The following is a 17,676-nucleotide window of genomic DNA, read 5'->3' as shown; positions in this document are numbered from 1 at the left end:
CTGTCCCATGACCGCTCCTGAAGCCTTAACCTCCTGTTCTAAAACAAGAGTTGCACTTCAGGATAGAACCTACCCTCCCGCGCCTTTAAAAACGCATAATGCGAATTATGGAAATATATAGACATGTTCCGTATGCCAGGACCGTCAGATACGCAACCACTTTGCGTGTTTCTTATGGTGAGTGTCCGCTAGGCAACGGACCATTTCATGGTTCGATGCGAACCAGGCCAGACTTCACCGCCCCGATCAGGAACTCCTTATTTCCTTCCGGACCAGTGATCGGGCTTTCGGTCACGTCCAGCACGCGCCATCCCTCCAGCCCGTCCAACCACGCGCGAATTCGGTCGCAGACCTCCCGATGCAGTTCCGGCTCGCGCACCACGCCGCCCTTGCCGACACGGCCCTTGCCAACCTCGAATTGCGGCTTGATCAGCGCGACCAGCCGGCCGCCCGGCACCACCAGTTCCAGCGCCGCTGGCAAGACCACCTCCAGCCCGATGAAGCTGGCGTCGCATACCACCAGATCGACCGGATCGGGGATTTCCTCCACGGTCAGGTGCCGGGCGTTGGTCTTTTCCAACACCACGACGCGCTCGTCGGTGCGCAGCTTCCAGGCCAACTGCCCATGCCCGACATCCACCGCATACACCTTCGCGGCGCCGCGCGTCAGCAGCACGTCGGTGAAGCCGCCGGTAGAAGCGCCGACGTCCACGGCGGTCAGGCCGGTCGGGTCGATGCCGAACACGTCCAGCCCCTTGACCAGCTTCAGCCCACCGCGCGACACCCAGGGGTGGTCCTGCCCCTTCAACGCCAGGGGGGCATTCTCGGCCAGCAGGTCGCCGGCCTTGTCGATGCGTTTGGTATCGGAATAGACCAACCCGGCCAGGATCAGTGCCTGCGCCTTGGCCCGGCTTTCCGCCAAGCCGCGCTCCACCAGAGCCATATCCGCCCGCACCCGTGCCATGCCGCCGTCTCCCCGGTCCGCCCCGTTCCACAAGGGGCGCATTCCTGACCCGGAACGGCCACAAGGGCAAGCGCGCCTTGCGGAAATCCGCTCAGCCAGGGAACTCGACGATCAGCCGGGTGCCGGGAAAATTGGGTTCGGAACGCAGAACGCCCTTCAACTGGCCGGCGAAAGCCCGCACCACTTTCAGGCCCAGCGTCGTGGCACGGGCGACGTCCAGCCCGTCCGGCAGCCCCCGGCCATGATCGGCCACCACCAGCCGCCGCTTGCCGGTGGCGTCGCGGCCAAGGCTGATGTCGATCCCGCCCGGCTCGTCGGCGGCGTAGGCGTGCTTGGCGGCGTTGCCGACCAGTTCGTTGACGATCAGGCTGAACGGGATGACGCTGTCCACCGGCAGGCAGGTTGGCTCGGCCTCCACCCGGATGCGGCGGGCGCCGGGCAGCGTTGCCTCCAGCTCGGTGCAGAGGTCGCGCAGATGGCCGGACACGTCCAGATCGTCGGCGCGCAGGGAGGCGTGCGTGCGCTGGTGCGCCTGGGTGACGATGCCGATGCGCCCGCCCGCGCTCTGGAGCGCGCGCCGCACCTCCGGCTCCTTGGCGCCCAGCGTTTGCAGCGTCAGCAGGCTGGAGACCAGTTGTAGGGTGTTCTTCACCCGGTGGCTGAGCTCGCGCATGTGGCGGTCGTGCTCGACGAGGGATTCCGGAACCTCCTCCGCCGTCACGATCAGGGCGCGCACCACGCCGTTGACGCCCATCATCGGCGTGACCCGCACGTCCCAATGCCGCTCGTCGTCACCGGCCGCGCGGGTGCGCTGCGCTTCGCCCGCGCGCCGCGCCGCCGCCAGAAGAGAGCCAGAGACCGCCGGGAACTGGGCCGGCACGGTGGCGCCGGCAACCACACCCAGCGACCGGAACGCCGCGTTGGAGAAGCTGCACACGTCGGCCGCCCCTTCGACCAGAGCGGTCGGGGTCGGGGTCTGCTCCAGCAGGCAACGCAAGATCGCCGGATCGTTCAGGTTCAAGCCTGGCACCGCCCCCATCGTTCCGCTGCCGAAAGGTCCGTTTCCCTCCGCGACATCGGCACCGCGAAACGCGCTGACCGCGAACATATGCGCCATGTCGTCCGACCCTTCCGCCTTCGGCTGAATGCATCCTTATGTGTCCGAATTGTAAGCGTAGCGGGACGCCACGCACCAGTCGGACAACATGAATGACCGTTAGCCAAATAGGGGTACGACATTCGATGGTGTTAGAAGGCAGCTTCGACCAAGGGATAAGGTCCCGAAAGAGCCAAGCCGGTCAGAGCTTCGCCGCCAGCCGTACCCCCTGCCCGATCGCGCGCTTGGCGTCCAGCTCCGCCGCCACGTCGGCGCCGCCGATGACGTGGACGCGCAAACCCACGGTCTCCAGCGGCGCGGCAAGCTCGCGCAACGGCTCCTGTCCAGTGCACAGCACGATATTGTCCACCGCCAGCAGGCGCGGCCGTTCGCGCGCCTCGCCGAAGCTGACGGTCAGCCCGGCGTCATCGATGCGCTCGTAATTTACCCCGGCCAGCGCCTCGACGCCCTTCATCTTCAATTGTGCCCGGTGGATCCAGCCGGTCGTCTTGCCGAGCCCGGCGCCGGGCTTGGCCGCCTTGCGCTGGAGCAGAACGATTTCGCGCGCTGCCGGAACGCCGTGGGGACGGATTCCCGCGACGCCGCCGCGCGCCTCGGCCGGGTCGCCGACGCCCCATTCCCGGCGCCACAGGGCCGCGTCCAGGCTGGGCGAGGGGCCGTCCTGGGACAGGAACTCACAGACGTCGAAGCCGATGCCCCCCGCCCCCACCACGGCGACCCGGCGGCCGACCGGCTTGGCCCCGCGCAGCACGTCGACGTAGCTCAGCACCATCGGGTGGGATTGGCCAGGGATCTTCGGGTCGCGCGGCACCACCCCGGTCGCCAGCACCACCTCGTCGAAGCCGCCGGCCGCCAGTTCGTCCGCGTTCACCCGCCGGCCCAGACGCAAGGTCACGCCGGTCTCGTCCAGCCGGTGGCGGAAGTAACGCAGCGTCTCGTGGAACTCCTCCTTGCCGGGGATGAGCTTCGCCATGTTGAACTGGCCGCCAATCTCGTCCGCCGCGTCGAACAGGTGCACGTCGTGCCCGCGCGCCGCCAGCTCGCTGGCGCAGCCGAGCCCCGCCGGACCGGCGCCGACCACGGCGATGCGCTTGCGCGTCGCGGCGGGGCGGAAGGGCAGCTCGGTCTCGTGGCAGGCGCGCGGGTTGACGAGGCAGCTCGCCAGCTTGCGCGAGAAGACATGGTCCAGGCAGGCCTGGTTGCAGGCGATGCAGGTGTTGATGGCCTGCGGCGTGCCGGCTGCGGCCTTGCGCACGAAGTCCGGGTCGGCCAGCAGCGGCCGGGCCATCGACACCAGATCGGCGGCGCCCCCGGCGATGATTCCCTCGGCCACGTCGGGCGCGTTGATGCGGTTGGTGGTGCAGAGCGGGATCGACACCTGCCCCATCAGCTTCTGCGTCACCCAGGCGAAGGCGCCGCGCGGCACGCTGGTGGCGATGGTCGGCACGCGGGCCTCGTGCCAGCCGATGCCGGTGTTGATGATGGTGGCGCCCGCCGCCTCCACCGCCTTGGCGAGTTGGACGACCTCCTCCCAGCTGCTGCCGTCGGGGACGAGGTCCAGCATCGACAGGCGGAAGATGATGATGAAGTCGGGGCCGACCGCCTCGCGCATGCGCGACACGATCTCCACCGGGAAGCGCATGCGGTTCTCGTAGGCGCCGCCCCAGCGGTCGGTCCGGTGGTTGGTGTGGGTCACCAGGAACTGGTTGATGAGGTAGCCCTCCGACCCCATCACCTCGACCCCGTCGTAGCCGGCCTCGCGCGCCAGCGTGGCGCAGCGGACGAAGGCGCGGATCTGGCGCTGGATCCCGCGCTCGGTCAGGGCGCGCGGGGTGAACGGCGTGATCGGCGACTTGATGCGCGACGGCGCCACCGACAGCGGGCTGTGGGCGTAGCGCCCGGCGTGGAGGATTTGCAGGGCGATCTTGCCGCCCTCCGCGTGGACCGCGTTCGTGATGACCCGGTGCGCCACCGCCGAGGAGTGCCGGGCCAGCGTCGAGCCGAAGGGCGACAGCCAGCCCTCCACGTTGGGCGCGAAGCCGCCGGTCACCATCAGCCCGACCCCGCCGCGCGCCCGCTCGGCGAAATAGGCGGCCAGCCTGGGGAAGTCGCGGCGGCGGTCCTCCAGCCCGGTGTGCATGGAGCCCATCACCACCCGGTTCCTCAGCACCGTGAAGCCGAGGTCGAGGGGGCTGAGCAGATGCGGGTAGGGGATGGCGTCGGGCCTGTTGGACACGGTGGCTTTCCTCCGGGAAGGGCGCTCTTGGGGCGGCGGTTCTGGTGCGCTGAGGATACGGATCATCCGTTTCGCGGATGCTGGATCAAGTTTACGTAAACGTCAACTCCATTCCGCCAAGTCAGCCTTCCGGCCCCGCTCCGGGGTGGCGTCGCTTTCCACTGCGTGAAAAAGCCGTTCGATGAACTGGCTCAAGGGCGTGGGGGGCGGTCAAGCTCCGGTGCAAAGGCCGCCCCATCCCCGGACGGCGGCCCCAGCGCAACCGGGAGTTCGGCCATGGTGCAGTTCGCCGCCAACCTGACGATGCTCTACAACGAGCACGCATTCCTCGACCGATTCGCCGCGGCGGCCGATGCCGGCTTCCGTGGCGTGGAGTATCTGTTCCCCTACGACTTCCCGGCCGACGCGCTGGCGGAGAGGCTGCGCCAGCACGGGCTGACCCAGGTCCTGCACAACCTGCCCGCCGGCAACTGGGCGGCCGGGGAGCGCGGCATCGCCATCTTCCCCGAGCGCCAAGCCGAGTTCCGCGACGGCGTGGCGCGGGCCATCGACTACGCCGGGACGCTGGGCTGCCAACAGGTGAACTGCCTCGTCGGCGTGCTGCCGGCCGGCGCGGACGCCGACGCCGCCCGCGACACGCTGATGGACAATCTGGCCTACGCCGCCGACGCGCTGGCCGGCGCCGGGATCAAGCTGCTGATCGAGCCGATCAACACCCGCGACATCCCCGGCTTCTACCTGAACCGCACCGGCCAGGCGCTCGACCTGATCGATCGCGTCGGGTCCGGCAACCTCTTCGTGCAGTACGACATCTACCACATGCAGATCATGGAGGGCGATCTGGCGCGATCCATCGAGGCCAACCTCGCGCGCATCGCCCATGTCCAGCTCGCCGACAACCCCGGCCGCAACGAGCCGGGCACCGGCGAGATCAACTATCCCTTCCTGTTCAAGCACCTGGACGCCATCGGCTACGGCGGCTGGGTCGGCTGCGAGTACAAGCCGAAGACCACCACCGCCGAGGGTCTCGGGTGGTTCGCGCCGTTCCGGGCCGAACCAGCCCACGCCTGAACCATCCCAAACACACGCGAGAAAGGACCACGGCCATGAAGGTCGGTTTCATCGGTCTCGGCATCATGGGCACCCCGATGGCGGGGCATCTGCTGGACGCCGGTCACACGCTCTACGTCCACGACATCAAGCCGGTCGCGGCCGAGCTGACCGCCAAGGGCGCCATCCCCTGCCCCAGCGGCGCGGAGGTCGCGGCGGCGTCCGAGGTGGTCATCACCATGGTTCCCGACACCCCGCACGTCGCCGCCGCGCTGTTCGGGGAGAACGGCGTCGCGGCGGGGCTGGGCGCCGGCAAGATCGTGGTGGACATGAGCTCTATCTCGCCGATCGAGACCAAGGAGTTCGCGGCCCGCATCAACGCTCTGGGCTCCGACTACCTCGACGCGCCGGTGTCGGGCGGCGAGGTCGGCGCCAAGGCCGCCTCGCTCACCATCATGGTCGGCGGCCCGCAGGCGGCCTTCGACACGGTGAAGCCGCTGTTCGACAAGATGGGCAAGAACGTCACGCTGGTCGGCGGCAACGGCGACGGGCAGACGACCAAGGTCGCCAACCAGATCATCGTGGCGCTGACCATCGAGGCGGTGGCCGAGGCGCTGCTGTTCGCGTCGAAGGCCGGGGCCGATCCGGCGAAGGTCCGTCAGGCGCTGATGGGCGGCTTCGCCTCGTCGCGCATCCTGGAGGTCCATGGCGAGCGGATGATCAACCGCAACTTCACCCCCGGCTTCCGCATCGAGCTGCACCAGAAGGACCTGAACCTCGCGCTGAACGGCGCCAAGGCGCTGAACCTGTCGCTGCCGCACACGGCGAGCTGCCAGCAGTTGTTCAACGCCTGCGCCGCGCAGGGCGGCGCGCAGTGGGACCATTCCGGGCTGTTGAAGGCGCTGGAGCTGATGGCGAACCACGAGGTGAAGGCGGTCTGAGCGCTGTTGCCCCCTCCCTAGCCCTCCCCCGCTGACGCGGGAGAGGGAACGGGCGGCCGGCATCCCCTCCACCGCCAACGGCGGGGGAGGGAGGGGCCTAGGCTGCCAAGCCTGGGAGGGAGGGGGCCATCGCCAGCCGACGGCTTTGCAATCCCCTCCCCCTCACCAACCGTTTGCCTTCCCCGCGATCCGGTGCATTCTACGCACCCCGAGACCCCAACCCGACCGAGCCAGCATGACCACCGACGCCCTGCTCCACGATCTCTTCCAGGCGGCGCTGAACGCCGTGGTCGCCGACACGCGGCTACCGGCCTCCCTGCCGGAACCGCCGAAGGGGCGCACCGTCGTCATCGGTGCCGGCAAGGCGGCCGCCGCCATGGCGAAGACGGTCGAGGATCACTGGCCGGGGCCGCTGACCGGGCTGGTCGTCACCCGCTACGACCACGAGCTGCCGACCGAGCGGATCGAGGTGGTCCAGGCCTCCCACCCCGTGCCCGATGCGGCGGGGCAGGACGCCGCCAAGCGGATCCTGGAGATGGTCCAGGGCCTGACCGCCGACGATCTGGTGCTCTGCCTGATCTCCGGCGGCGGATCGGCGCTGCTGGCCCTGCCGGCGCCCGGCGTGTCGCTCGACGACAAGCGCGCCGTTGCCAAGGCCCTGCTCAAGAGCGGCGCCGACATCGCCGAGATGAACTGCGTTCGCAAGCACCTGTCCGCCATCAAGGGCGGGCGCCTCGCCGCCGCCGCGCATCCGGCCCGCGTCGTTTCGCTGCTGGTGTCGGACGTGCCGGGGGACGACCCCTCGGTGATCGCCAGCGGCCCGACCGTGCCCGACCCGACCAGCTTCGCCGACGCCCGCGCCATCCTCGCTAAATACGGCATCGCCCCGCCGCCCAGCGTCGCCGTCCATCTGGAGCGCGCCGACGACGAGACGCCCAAGCCCGGCGACCCGCGTCTGGCCGGCGCCGTCACCACCATCATCGCCACCCCGCAGGACGCGCTGGACGCCGCCGCCGCCGTGGCCCGCGACCGGGGCTTCACCCCCGTCGTGCTGGGCGACGCCATCGAGGGCGAGGCGCGCGACGTCGCCAAGGTCCACGCCGGCATCGCCCGCCAGATCGCGAGGCGCAACCAGCCGGTCCCCGCCCCGGCCGTGATCCTGTCGGGCGGCGAGACCACCGTGACCGTGCGCGGCAACGGACGCGGCGGGCGCAACGTGGAGTTCCTGCTGGCGCTGGCGGTGGCGCTCGACGGCCATCCCGGCATCTTTGCCGCCGCCTTCGACACCGACGGCATCGACGGGACGGAGGACAACGCGGGCGCCCTGCTGCGCCCCGACACGCTGGCGCGGGCGGCGGCGCTCGGCCTCGACGCCAAAGCGTACCTCGCCGACAACGACGGCTACAGCTTCTTCAAGGCGCTGGGCGATCTGGTCGTCACCGGGCCGACGCGGACCAACGTCAACGACTTCCGCGTCATCGTCGTGGAGCGGCCCGCAGAATGACAGATGTCAAAATATGACTGACAGATGTTGACATCTGTCAGTCCATGGACGATAAACCCTCCATCACGTTGCGATGGAGGGAAGCCATGGATATGCGTTCGCTTGGAAAGACCGGGCCGCGGGTGTCGGCGCTGGGGCTCGGCTGCATGGGCATGTCGGGGATGTACGGCCCGTCCGACCGGGCGGAGAGCGTCGCCACCATCCACGCGGCGCTCGACGCCGGGGTGACGTTGCTCGACACCGGCGATTTCTACGGAATGGGCCACAACGAGCTGCTGCTCGCCGAGGCGCTGAAAGGCGTCGCGCGCGACCGCTATCAGGTCAGCGTCAAGTTCGGGGCGCTGCGCGACCCGGCCGGCAACTGGTCCGGCTTCGACGGCCGGCCGGCGGCGGTGAAGACCTTCCTGGCCTACACGCTGAATCGGCTGGGCCTCGACCACATCGACGTCTACCGCCCGGCCCGGCTCGACCCCAACGTGCCGATCGAGGACACGGTCGGCGCCATCGCCGACATGGTGAAGGCCGGCTACGTCCGCCACATCGGCCTGTCGGAGATGGGGTCGGAGACCATCCGCCGCGCCGCCGCCGTGCACCCGATCGTCGACCTCCAGGTCGAGTACGCGGTGATCACGCGCGGGATCGAGGCGAGCGTCCTGCCGACCTGCCGGGAACTGGGCATCGGGATCACCGCCTACGGCGTCCTGTCGCGCGGCCTGCTCGGCGGTCATTGGACGAAGGACCAGGGCAAGGCCGCCGGTGATTTCCGGGGCCACAGCCCGCGCTTCCAGGGCGGGAACCTCGACCGCAACCTGGAACTGGTCGAGGCGCTGCGCGCGGTGGCCGAGGCCAAGGGGGCCAGCGTCGCGCAGATCGCGATCGGCTGGGCGTTGTCGCGCGGTTCGGATATTGTGCCGCTGGTCGGCGCGCGGCGGCGCGACCGGCTTGCCGAATCCCTGGGAGCCCTCGACCTTGACCTGTCCGCAGACGACCTCGCCGCGATCGAACGGGCGGTGCCGCCCGGCGCCGCGGCGGGCGACCGCTACGCCGCGCCGCAGATGGCGATGCTCGACAGCGAGCGGGGCTGAGGGGGGCTGTCCGAAGCGGCCGCTTGTGGCTATTGCGTCTTTCCATGAAGGAAATGTGCCGATCAAGCCCCTCTCCCCTTGCGGGAGAGGGGTTGGGGTGAGGGGTGCGCGAATCTTTCCGCCTTCGGCGGAATACCCCTCATCCCAACCCTTCTCCCACAAGGGGAGAAGGGCTTTGGTCGCTGTTCGGGGAAGCGTCCATGGCTGAGCCGACCATCCTCACCCCAGAACGTATCCTGGAGGCGGCGGAGGATGTCCTCCGCCGCTTCGGCCCGGCCAAGGCCACGGTGGTCGACGTCGCCCGCGCGCTGGGGGTCAGCCACGGCAGCGTCTACCGGCATTTCCCCAGCAAGGCGGCGCTGCGCGAGGCGGTGCTGGAACGCTGGCTCGACCGCGTCTCCTCACCCCTCGCCGTCATCGCGAACGGGGACGGGCCGGCACCGGACCGGCTCCGCCGCTGGTTCGACACGCTGATCGCCGCCAAGCGCGTCAAGGTGCTCGACGACCCGGAAATGTTCGCGACCTACTCCACCCTCGCCGCCGATTCGCGGGAGGTCGTGGGGAAGCACGTCGCCACGCTGGCCGCCCATCTCGCCCGCATCGTGGCCGACGGCGTGGCGCAGGGGGTCTTCGCGGCGGAGAATCCGGAGGCGTCGGGGCGTGCCCTGCTCGACGCGACGGCCCGGTTCCACCACCCCGCCCACGCGGCGGAATGGTCCGATCCCACCATCGCCACCGCCTTCGACGGCGTATGGGAGCTGGTCATGCGGGGGCTGGAGTCGGGAAGGGCCTGAAAAGGCTGGAAAATCGGCGCCGGAAACTTAGCGGCGCACCACGACCACCGGCTGGCGGGCGGCGGAGCGGGACGAAACGGCGACGGCGTGCTGGGCGCCGCGCTGCGAACGCCGCTGCTGCGCCATTTCCACGTCCTGCCGGAACTTGGGGCCGAGGGCCTCGTAGGCGGCCTTCAGCTCGGGATCCTTCATCCAAATATCGCGACGGTCCATTGTGTCCTCATTGACGGTTCACGGCCCTGTTCCTGGCCGCAATCGGGGCATTTCTTGGCCCGGCTGCAGACTCCGCGCCGTGACGGCGCGAAGTCCGCGGAGTGTTCGCCAGACATCGAAAGCGGTGTATCCGATGCAACAGGTTGGGGTGCACGCTCTTGTCTTCAAGATGCCCCCGGCGTCAGGCCGAGTGACTGTTCCGAAGCAATAACGCCCTGCCCAGCCAACGGTTCCGCCCCGGCGTTTCCGCCGAGGCCGAACCGCTGCCCTGGCCGTGACTCATACGCCCGTCAGCAGACCCATCTGGTCGAAGGGCAGCACGTCGAAGCCGTGCTGGTAGACCGGCGAGTCGGCGGCCAACATGTAGTTCCCCGCCGACGGGTTGATGAAATGCGCGTCCAGCGCCTCCGACCCGCTGTCGTAGCCGGCGGCCTGCCAGTTCTTCAGCGTGCCGCTGGACCCGCTGCTCATCACCTGCGGCCAGGCCTCGAACAGCCGGGCGTTGGTGTCCAGGCTGGTGTACTCGTTGTCGTGGAACTTGCCCATGTTGGCCGGGCCGTAGAGATGGACGGCGACGCCCTTCGAGGTGTCGATGACGTTGCCGGTGATGTCGTTGTTGGACATCGTCGTGCCCTTCCAGCCGCCCCAGGCCACGTCCTGCTGCAGGCCGACCTGGGCGCCGGTGTTGCCGGCGATCAGGTTGTCGGTGACGGTGTTGCTCCAGCCGCCGTGCAGGAAGACGCCGCCGATGTTGCCGTGCACGTAGTTGCCCTTCACCGTGGCGCCGCTGGTCCAGTCGTCGAGGTAGATGCCCCAGCTCGCCACGGGGCTCGAGGGGTTGGTCGCCGTGGTGCCGGTCACCTCGTTGTTGACGACGATGTGATCGGTCAGGCTCTGCTGACGGTTGATCAGATAGATGCCGCCGCCGTCGTTCGATTCCAGATTGGCGTCGATCACCTTGTTGAAGGCCACGGTCGCCCGGTAGGTCGCGTCGCTGCCCGTCGTTTCGATCGAGCCGATGGCGATGGCCTTCTCCGGCGAGTCCTCGATCTGGTTGTGCGTGACCTTGACGTCGGAGCTGCCGTTGATCCAGATCCCGGCGTCGCCGCGGTCGGCCGCGTTCGGATGCTTGATGAGGTTGTCGGAGACGACCGTGGCGTTGGAGCCGGCCTTGACGAAGACGGCCTCGGCGCCGGTGCGGTCGAACTGGTTGCCGACGACCTTGCTGTTGGCGCTGTTCTGCACCGTGATGCCGTAGCCGCCGCCCGTCACGACGTTGTTCGCGAAGGTCAGGCCGGCGGCGTTGTCGGCGTAGACGTAGTGTCCGCTCGAAACGCCGTCGGTGAAATTCAGGCCTTCGATGGTCACGTTCTTGGCACCGCCGAGGCCGATCGACACCGAAGCCTGCGAACCGCCGTGGATCACCGCCTTTTCGCTGCCATAGCCGGCGATGGTCACGCCGGAATCCTGGCCATCCAACCAGAGCACGCTCTTCAGGGTGTAGTCGCCGCCGCGCACGTAGGTGGTGTCGATGGTGGAGTCCGCCCGCATGGCCGACTGCGCCTTGGTCAGGCTGGCGAAGGGGCCGTCCGTGCCGTCGGCGTTGGGGGCCGACAGCTTGCCCGACCAGCTGTCCTTGCCGTTGGTGGCGACGTAGAAGGCCGGACCGGTCGGCGTCGGCTCGGTCGGGGTCGTGGGGGTGGTCGGCGTCGTGGTGGTGCCGGCCGGGAAGTCGGAGGCCGGGGCGTTGACCACCAGCGTGCCGTTCCACCACATGCCCTTCTGGCCGGCCACCACGTCCTTGCCGTCGAGCGCGCCCTTGTCGTAGCTCACCGCGCTGTCGGTCGGGTTGTAGCCGTGGCCGTTGACGGTGATCTTGTTGACGGTCAGGCTGCGGTCCTGGCCGTTGATGACGGCGTCGTTGTCGTACTGGATCTGCACCTTGTGGGCGACCTTGTCGGCCGCGTCGGTGGTGAAGGTGTAGTCCTTGGCCGAGGTCGTGGCGTTGCCCTCGCCGATCTGCTTGCCGTCGACCAGCACCTTGAAGTGGGCGTTCACGCCGCCGGCCGCGACGCCTTGGGCGTTGACCACGATGGTGTCGAGACCGGCCGTCGGGGTGGTGGTGGCCGGAACCGGGAAGAAGCTCTTGTCGGCGTTGACCACCAGCGTGCCGTTCCACCACATCCCCGACTGACCGGCGGCGACGTCCTTGCCGTCGAGCGCACCCTTGTCGTAGCTGACGATGCTGTCGGTCGGGGACACGGTCTTGTCGCCGATGGTGATCCTGTTGACCGTCAGGCTGCGGTCCTGGCCGTTGATGACGGCGTCGTTGTCGTACTGGATCTGCACCTTGTGCGCGAGACCGGTGTCCAGCGTCGGGGTGAAGGTGAAGTCCTTGGCGGTGGCGGCGGCGGTGCCCTCGCCCACCTTGACGCCGTCGACCAGCAGGTTGAAGTGCGCGTTGGCGCCGCCGGCCGCCTTGCCCTGCGCGTTCACGACGATCTTCGTGGCGGTGCGGGTGGTGGTGCTAGCCATTGGTCGGTGTCCTCGCTCGATTTCCTTGGAGCGCCGAAGATGGACAAGCCCTGCGGGATCTTTGTGTGATGTTTCGCCGAAAAATCGGGATCGTTGGGACAAATCCGCGACACGGCCGGATCGATCCGCCATCCCCGCCGTTCTTGACGCAGTGCAGCATTCCGGCAACAGGGGATAGGACCATATTTGTCAGGTTTTCCCGGATGTTGCAGGAAGTCGTTGAACAAAAGGTCGTTTTCCCGGATTGTTTGGATCAGACACTACTGTTATGACGACGGCTCCGTCGGCCCCCGGAACGGACCGCGCGGAGAACAAGGATCGACCCAGAGATGCCCGATTTCAGCGAACGGCCCCGCCGCCCCGACGACCACCCCGGCCACCGGCCCCTGCCGGCGGGATGCTTCCGGGTGCAGCGGCCCATTCGTTTCTCCCACAGCGACCCGGCCGGAATCGTCTATTTCCCGGTCTATTTCGACATGTTCAACGGCGTGGTGGAGGACTGGTTCACCCAGGGGCTGGACATCGACTACGCCAGCATGATCCTCGACCGCCGGCTCGGCCTGCCGATCGTGCACGCGGAGTGTGACTTCACCATCCCCAGCCGCATGGGCGACACCCTGACGCTGGGCGTGCTGATCGAGCGGCTGGGCCGCAGTTCCCTGAAGCTGCGCATCAACGGCGAGGTGAACGGGCAGGTGCGGCTGTCGGGGGGGCTGACGGTGGTCACGACCTCGCTCGACGATTTCGCCTCGATTCCGATCCCCGACGACATCCGCCACGCGATGGAACGCTACAAGGCCGGCTGCGAGGTCTGAGCGAAAGCCGGATCGCTAAAGCCGGATCAGGGGCTGCATCAGCCGACCCAAAAGGCCGGTGAAGCGCAGCGGGGCCTCGGTGGCGATCACGCAGACGCACTCGTCGCCGCTGTCGGCGACCGGCTGGTGCTGGCGGTCGCCGTCCATCTCGGCGAGATCGCCGGCCGCGTAGCGCGCCAGCCCGTCGGAATAGGCCCCCGACAGCACCACGGTCAGCTCAAGCCCGCGATGCCCGTGATGGGGTACCCCGACGCCCGGCGCGATGCGCAGCAACTGCGCACCCCCGCCGCGCGGGGTGCGCGGCATCAGTTCGACGCGGCGGACGCCCGGCGCCAGACGCCGCCAGGGCGCCGCCGCCAGCGAGGGCACGTAGCCGCGCAATGGCCCCGGCAGGGAGGGATCCGCCGCCATGGGACGCGGCGCCGGTCGCATCGGCGGATCCCGGTCGAGTTCAGCCAGCACGCCGGCCAGGGTCAGCCGCTCCAGCGGGTCCGGCGGCAGCCCTTCCAGCAGCGCGCCGCCGACCGCGTCGATCCCGGCCAGCGCCGCGCGGCACTCCGGGCAGCGGGTGAGGTGCAACGCCACCGCCAGGGACAGCCCCTCGCCCAACGCGCCCGCACCGTAATCGACCAGCAGCGCGTCGCTCGGGTGGTGGTTTGGAAGCGCGTGGGCTTCGTTCATGCCTGCCGCCCCCCGCCGCGTCCGCTCTTTCGCTTGCGAACGATACGCAGCCCTGGCGACCGTCGGCAAGGCCCGCAAGCGGCCGGGCGGCTCATGGCGCGCGTCCGACCGGTTGCGGAAAGGGTCCGCAGCTGGTGGCGGCCGGCTGGTCGCGCCAAACATCGAAGGGGGACGGCTCCCGCCCCTTGGCCCCGGCGGAGGCGGCGATGCCCAGAAGCCCCATCAGGGCGGCGGCCAGGATCAGGCGGGAAAAGACGGCGGGCGGCATCGCTTGGGAACCTCTCATGTCCACTCAGCGCTGCATACGCCACCGCCGCCGTGGCGGATCACCACCCCCCCTCAAAAGTTATCGCCCGCAGGCCGCTCTTAGCCCGCCCGCATGCGGCCGACCAGCGTGTCGACCTGCGAGCCGAGCGCGCGCACCTCGTCCGCCACCGTCGCGGAGGCCGTCAGCACCCGGTTCGCCGACTGCCCCGACTCCACCGCCGAGCGCGCCACGGAATCGATGCTGTTGCGGACGTGCTGGGTGCCGTCGGCGGCCTCGCCCACGTTGCGGGCAATCTCGCGGGTTGCCGCGCTCTGCTGCTCCACCGCCGCCGCGATGGTCGCGGCGATCTCGTTGATGTCGCCGATGGTGCCGGCAATGGAGCGGATCGCCTCCACCGCCTCGCGCGTCACCGATTGCATCGCCGTGATCTGGGCCGAGATCTCCTCCGTCGCCTTGCCGGTCTGGTTGGCGAGGTTCTTCACCTCGCTCGCCACCACCGCGAAGCCCTTGCCGGCCTCGCCCGCGCGGGCCGCCTCGATGGTCGCGTTCAAGGCCAGCAGGTTGGTCTGGCTGGCGATGTTGTGGATCAACTGCACGACCTCGCCGATCTTGTTGGCGGTGGCCGACAGCCCCTCCACCGTCCGGTCGGTGCGCTGGGCGTCCTCGGCCGCCTTGCGGGCGATCTGGCTGGAGGCGGTCACCTGGCTGCCGATCTCCTGAATCGAGGCCGACAGCTCCTCGGTCGCGGCGGCCACCGCCTTGACGCTGCCCTCGGCCTGCTGCGAGGTGCCGGCGGCGGAGGACGCCTCCCCGGTCGTGGCCTGGGCGTTGCGGGTCATGCTCTGCGCCATGTCCTGCATCTCGCCGGCCGCGCGGGAAACACGCTCCAGCACCGAGCGGACGCTGGTCTCGAAGCTCTCGGCCATCTCGACCATGGCGCGGCGGCGTTCCTGGGCGGCGCGCCCCCGCTCGGCCTCGGCGCGCGCGTTGGCCTCCTTCGCCACGGTGGCGGTGTCGCGGAAGACGATCAAAGCCTGGGCCATGTCGCCGATCTCGTCGGAGCCGGCCTGCGGGATCCTGGCGTCGAGGTTGCCCCCGGCGATGGCCCGCATGGCGTCCGACAGTTGCGAGACGCGCGACGCGATGCCCCGGCCGGCGACGAACCACGCCAGCGCGGCGGCGCCGATCAGGCTGGCCAGCGCGAACAGGATCATCATGGTGCGGCCGTTGCCGATGGCGACGGTCGCCCCGGCGGCGGCGGCGCCCGCCTCGGCCTTCATCGCGGCGATCTGGCGGTCCACCGTCTCGGTGAAGCGCTGGGCCAGCGCGCGGTTCTCGGCCAGCACGCCGTTGCTGCCCTCGGTCGCCGCCAGCTCCGCCCGGCGCAGCGCGAAGACGCTCGCCTCGCCCTTGCCGAAGGCGGCCAGCGCGTCGGCGGCCTTGACCAGCCCGGACACGTCGTCCTCGCCGGCCCCGCGTCCGACCCGCGCCAGACGGGCGGTCAGCGCCATCGCGGCGGCGGCGTGGCGGCGCTCCAGGGTCTTCAGCCGCTCCTCGTCGGGGGCCTGGGCCGCCTCGTTCAGCGCGCCGATGACGGCGTCGCCCTTGGCGGACAGCTCCAGGAAGGCGCGGAAGCGGTCCAGCCCGTCGCCCAGCAGATCCTTCATGGAATCCTGGATCTGCGAGCGCACGTCGAAGTTCGCCCGCTTGATCTCGGACTTCACGGCGCGCAGCGGCGGCTGGAGCTGGTCCAGCAGCGCGGTCGAGCGCGCCCGCGCGTCGGTCAGACGGTCGGCGAGGCGCTGGTCGGCCGCCCGGCCACCCTCCGCGCCTTCCAGCGCCGCGCGGCGCAGGTCGAAGACGCTGTCCTTGCCGTAACCGAGCCGGAAGAAGGCGTCGAGCGCCTCGGTGGTCTCCTTGCTCATGCGTTCGCCCAGACCGCCGACCGCCTCGGCAACGTGGGAGGACGCCTCCAGATAGGACTGCTGGTGCTGGATGACGGCGGCCGCCGAGGTGGCGGCGCCGGCCCGGCCCAGCGCGTCCGACGCCGCGGCGATGTCGCCGCGCAGTTCGTAGAGCGCGATCAGCGCCCGCACCGCGTCGGACAGGGTGCCCATCTCCTGGTCGGTGCCGGAATCGAGCGCGTCGCCCTTGGCGCGCAGCGTGACCCCCGCCCCCTCGACCAGCGGCGTCAGCGCCGCGAGGAACGTGTCGTAACTCTTGGACAGCGCCGCCATCGTGTCCTCGCGCTGGGCGCGGACCGACAGGCGGTGCTCAACGGCGGCGTTTTCCGTTTCCAGCGTGGCGATCAACGCCTTGGCCTTCTCGCGCACCTCCGGCAGGAGGGGGTCGTTGGGGCGCCGGCCGCCAAGCTCGTCCACCAGCGCCAGCAGGCCACGAGCCCGCTGCATGATCTGGGCGTCGAGCCGCGCGCGCTCCTCCTGGCTTTCCGACGCGTTCAGGGTCGGCGCCGCCGCCGCGATGCCGCCGCTTTCCCCCGACAGCCGGGTCGCCAGCTCCATTTCCGGCAGGCTGGTGCCGACGATGCGGGCCAGCGGCGCCTCGACCGCCGAGAAGGAGGTCAGGCCGACGACGCTGGCGGCGACCGTCATGCCGGCCATGCCGGCGAAGGCCAGCATCAGCTTGGCGCGGACACCGAACCGGAAACCGGAGCGCGGCGAAATCGGGGTGGCGGTGGTCATGCTGGCGCGATCCCTTACGACGGAGTCCGGCGGCCTCGCGTCGGGAGCGGCGAACGCGGGGGCGCGGTCCCGACCACGGCTGTGCGATCGGGGGAGCGCCACGGCGCGCGTCACTTGCCTGCGACGTTAAGCCTCACGGGTTGGGCGCGATGCTTCCGTGCGCGGACGACCAGCGTCAATCGGGATTTTCCACCAAGAGGAATGTTTTTTCGCTTCGTTCCGTCCAGTGAAATTTCTATGCGAAATTTCATGCGATTTTTTGACTAGTCGTTATTTAGCATTTTAGCAAAAGCTGGACCTTTGCCGCTTCCCGGCAAGCGGCGGCCCCTTGCCCACACGCCGGCGCCGTCGCGACGCGCGCGCTTGCCGCCGCAACGGCACCGGTGGTCCGCCCTCCCTCTATCGCAGGTCGCGGGCCAACTGGTCGCCACGCGCGGCGAGATTGGCCAACAGGGCGCGGGCGTCGGCCTCGGCGGTCCAGCGGGCGACCGCCTCCACGCCCTCGGCGTCGTCGGCGGCGCCGTCCCGCCCCCCGGTCTCGTCGCTGGGCACGCCGTAGACCCGCCCGCCGCGCGTTTCCACCACCGCGTAACGGCCCTCGCTGGCGACCAGCCGGAAGCTGCCGTTCTCCTCGAGCACCGTCACGCCGTCGCCGTCGCCGTCGCTGTTCCTGTCCATGTCCGCCTCCTTCTGGATACCGGTTGTGCAACCCTCAACCGTTGGATCCCCGGAAGGTTTCGCGGAAACGGCAACGAACGGCGGCGAGCATCG

The 17,676-nt window shown here is 69.5% G+C and carries 15 protein-coding genes; 6 read left to right on the top strand and 9 right to left on the bottom strand.

The annotated features are described in order from the left end of the window. Window positions 1-205: 205 nt before the first annotated feature. The 3 genes from EJ913_RS21940 to EJ913_RS21930 all read right to left on the bottom strand — a co-directional run bounded on the left by EJ913_RS21940 (window position 206) and on the right by EJ913_RS21930 (window position 4,317). Window positions 206-964: a TlyA family RNA methyltransferase gene (locus EJ913_RS21940; RefSeq protein ID WP_127001875.1), complete on the bottom strand. Its 759-nt coding sequence runs from the start codon at window positions 962-964 to the stop codon at window positions 206-208. 91 nt (window positions 965-1,055) lie between these two features. Further along, window positions 1,056-2,003, bottom strand: a complete 948-nt coding sequence (locus EJ913_RS21935) for a sensor histidine kinase (protein WP_238519012.1) — start codon at window positions 2,001-2,003, stop codon at window positions 1,056-1,058. Window positions 2,004-2,262: 259 nt separating this feature from the next. Then, window positions 2,263-4,317: an oxidoreductase gene (locus EJ913_RS21930; RefSeq protein WP_280531387.1), complete on the bottom strand. Its 2,055-nt coding sequence runs from the start codon at window positions 4,315-4,317 to the stop codon at window positions 2,263-2,265. A 276-nt stretch (window positions 4,318-4,593) separates the two neighbouring features. On the opposite strand from EJ913_RS21930, the gene hyi reads away from it, so the two are divergent. The 5 genes from hyi (at window position 4,594) to EJ913_RS21900 (ending at window position 9,691) form a co-directional block, all read left to right on the top strand. Next, on the top strand, window positions 4,594-5,388 hold the full coding sequence (gene hyi, locus EJ913_RS21925; RefSeq protein ID WP_127001869.1) for a hydroxypyruvate isomerase: 795 nt from the start codon (window positions 4,594-4,596) through the stop codon (window positions 5,386-5,388). 35 nt (window positions 5,389-5,423) lie between these two features. After that, window positions 5,424-6,308, top strand: a complete 885-nt coding sequence (gene glxR / locus EJ913_RS21920; protein ID WP_127001867.1) for a 2-hydroxy-3-oxopropionate reductase — start codon at window positions 5,424-5,426, stop codon at window positions 6,306-6,308. 235 nt (window positions 6,309-6,543) lie between these two features. Further along, entirely contained in the window at window positions 6,544-7,812 is a 1,269-nt protein-coding gene (locus EJ913_RS21915; protein WP_127001865.1) for a glycerate kinase type-2 family protein, read from the top strand. An 86-nt stretch (window positions 7,813-7,898) separates the two neighbouring features. Next, window positions 7,899-8,897: an aldo/keto reductase gene (locus tag EJ913_RS21910; protein WP_127001863.1), complete on the top strand. Its 999-nt coding sequence runs from the start codon at window positions 7,899-7,901 to the stop codon at window positions 8,895-8,897. A 200-nt stretch (window positions 8,898-9,097) separates the two neighbouring features. After that, window positions 9,098-9,691: a TetR/AcrR family transcriptional regulator gene (locus EJ913_RS21900; protein WP_127001861.1), complete on the top strand. Its 594-nt coding sequence runs from the start codon at window positions 9,098-9,100 to the stop codon at window positions 9,689-9,691. A 27-nt stretch (window positions 9,692-9,718) separates the two neighbouring features. Here the strand turns inward: EJ913_RS21900 and EJ913_RS31795 are convergent, their stop codons facing one another. Together EJ913_RS31795 and EJ913_RS21895 are read right to left on the bottom strand one after the other, a co-directional pair. Next, window positions 9,719-9,883, bottom strand: coding sequence for a hypothetical protein (locus EJ913_RS31795; RefSeq protein WP_185909883.1), 165 nt, complete (start codon window positions 9,881-9,883; stop codon window positions 9,719-9,721). 300 nt (window positions 9,884-10,183) lie between these two features. Beyond that, complete coding sequence (locus tag EJ913_RS21895) at window positions 10,184-12,439, bottom strand: carbohydrate-binding domain-containing protein (RefSeq protein WP_127001859.1); 2,256 nt, start codon at window positions 12,437-12,439, stop codon at window positions 10,184-10,186. A 329-nt stretch (window positions 12,440-12,768) separates the two neighbouring features. On the opposite strand from EJ913_RS21895, the gene EJ913_RS21890 reads away from it, so the two are divergent. Next, window positions 12,769-13,254, top strand: a complete 486-nt coding sequence (locus EJ913_RS21890; RefSeq protein ID WP_127001857.1) for an acyl-CoA thioesterase — start codon at window positions 12,769-12,771, stop codon at window positions 13,252-13,254. Between the two features lie 15 nt (window positions 13,255-13,269). On the opposite strand, the gene EJ913_RS21885 is transcribed toward EJ913_RS21890, so the two are convergent. The 4 genes from EJ913_RS21885 to EJ913_RS21870 form a co-directional block, all read right to left on the bottom strand. Beyond that, window positions 13,270-13,935 carry a ChrR family anti-sigma-E factor gene (locus EJ913_RS21885; protein WP_127001855.1) on the bottom strand — a complete coding sequence of 222 codons (666 nt, stop codon included), beginning with the start codon at window positions 13,933-13,935 and terminating at the stop codon, window positions 13,270-13,272. Window positions 13,936-14,026: 91 nt separating this feature from the next. Then, window positions 14,027-14,221, bottom strand: a complete 195-nt coding sequence (locus tag EJ913_RS21880; RefSeq protein ID WP_127001853.1) for a hypothetical protein — start codon at window positions 14,219-14,221, stop codon at window positions 14,027-14,029. A gap of 80 nt (window positions 14,222-14,301) precedes the next feature. After that, on the bottom strand, window positions 14,302-16,905 hold the full coding sequence (locus EJ913_RS21875) for a methyl-accepting chemotaxis protein (RefSeq protein ID WP_127001851.1): 2,604 nt from the start codon (window positions 16,903-16,905) through the stop codon (window positions 14,302-14,304). Between the two features lie 399 nt (window positions 16,906-17,304). Continuing rightward, the gene (locus EJ913_RS21870; protein ID WP_127001849.1) at window positions 17,305-17,583 is read right to left on the bottom strand and encodes a hypothetical protein; all 279 of its coding nucleotides are present in this window, start codon (window positions 17,581-17,583) and stop codon (window positions 17,305-17,307) included. Window positions 17,584-17,676: the final 93 nt, after the last annotated feature.

Origin of the sequence: Azospirillum doebereinerae, assembly GCF_003989665.1 — a bacterium.
Taxonomy (GTDB): Bacteria; Pseudomonadota; Alphaproteobacteria; order Azospirillales; family Azospirillaceae; genus Azospirillum; species Azospirillum doebereinerae.
The sequence above is the reverse complement of the archived record's forward strand: the minus strand, read 5'-3'. Positions and strand labels throughout refer to the sequence as shown.

Coding starts and splice junctions, on each gene's coding strand:
- EJ913_RS21915 (WP_127001865.1), top strand. CDS start 6,544: ATGACCACCGACGCCCTGCTCCACGATCTCTTCCAGGCGGCGCTGAAC.
- EJ913_RS31795 (WP_185909883.1), bottom strand. CDS start 9,883: ATGAAGGATCCCGAGCTGAAGGCCGCCTACGAGGCCCTCGGCCCCAAG.
- hyi (WP_127001869.1), top strand. CDS start 4,594: ATGGTGCAGTTCGCCGCCAACCTGACGATGCTCTACAACGAGCACGCA.
- EJ913_RS21875 (WP_127001851.1), bottom strand. CDS start 16,905: ATGACCACCGCCACCCCGATTTCGCCGCGCTCCGGTTTCCGGTTCGGT.
- EJ913_RS21870 (WP_127001849.1), bottom strand. CDS start 17,583: ATGGACAGGAACAGCGACGGCGACGGCGACGGCGTGACGGTGCTCGAG.
- EJ913_RS21885 (WP_127001855.1), bottom strand. CDS start 13,935: ATGAACGAAGCCCACGCGCTTCCAAACCACCACCCGAGCGACGCGCTG.
- EJ913_RS21890 (WP_127001857.1), top strand. CDS start 12,769: ATGCCCGATTTCAGCGAACGGCCCCGCCGCCCCGACGACCACCCCGGC.
- glxR (WP_127001867.1), top strand. CDS start 5,424: ATGAAGGTCGGTTTCATCGGTCTCGGCATCATGGGCACCCCGATGGCG.
- EJ913_RS21880 (WP_127001853.1), bottom strand. CDS start 14,221: ATGAGAGGTTCCCAAGCGATGCCGCCCGCCGTCTTTTCCCGCCTGATC.
- EJ913_RS21940 (WP_127001875.1), bottom strand. CDS start 964: ATGGCACGGGTGCGGGCGGATATGGCTCTGGTGGAGCGCGGCTTGGCG.
- EJ913_RS21895 (WP_127001859.1), bottom strand. CDS start 12,439: ATGGCTAGCACCACCACCCGCACCGCCACGAAGATCGTCGTGAACGCG.
- EJ913_RS21910 (WP_127001863.1), top strand. CDS start 7,899: ATGGATATGCGTTCGCTTGGAAAGACCGGGCCGCGGGTGTCGGCGCTG.
- EJ913_RS21935 (WP_238519012.1), bottom strand. CDS start 2,003: ATGGGGGCGGTGCCAGGCTTGAACCTGAACGATCCGGCGATCTTGCGT.
- EJ913_RS21900 (WP_127001861.1), top strand. CDS start 9,098: ATGGCTGAGCCGACCATCCTCACCCCAGAACGTATCCTGGAGGCGGCG.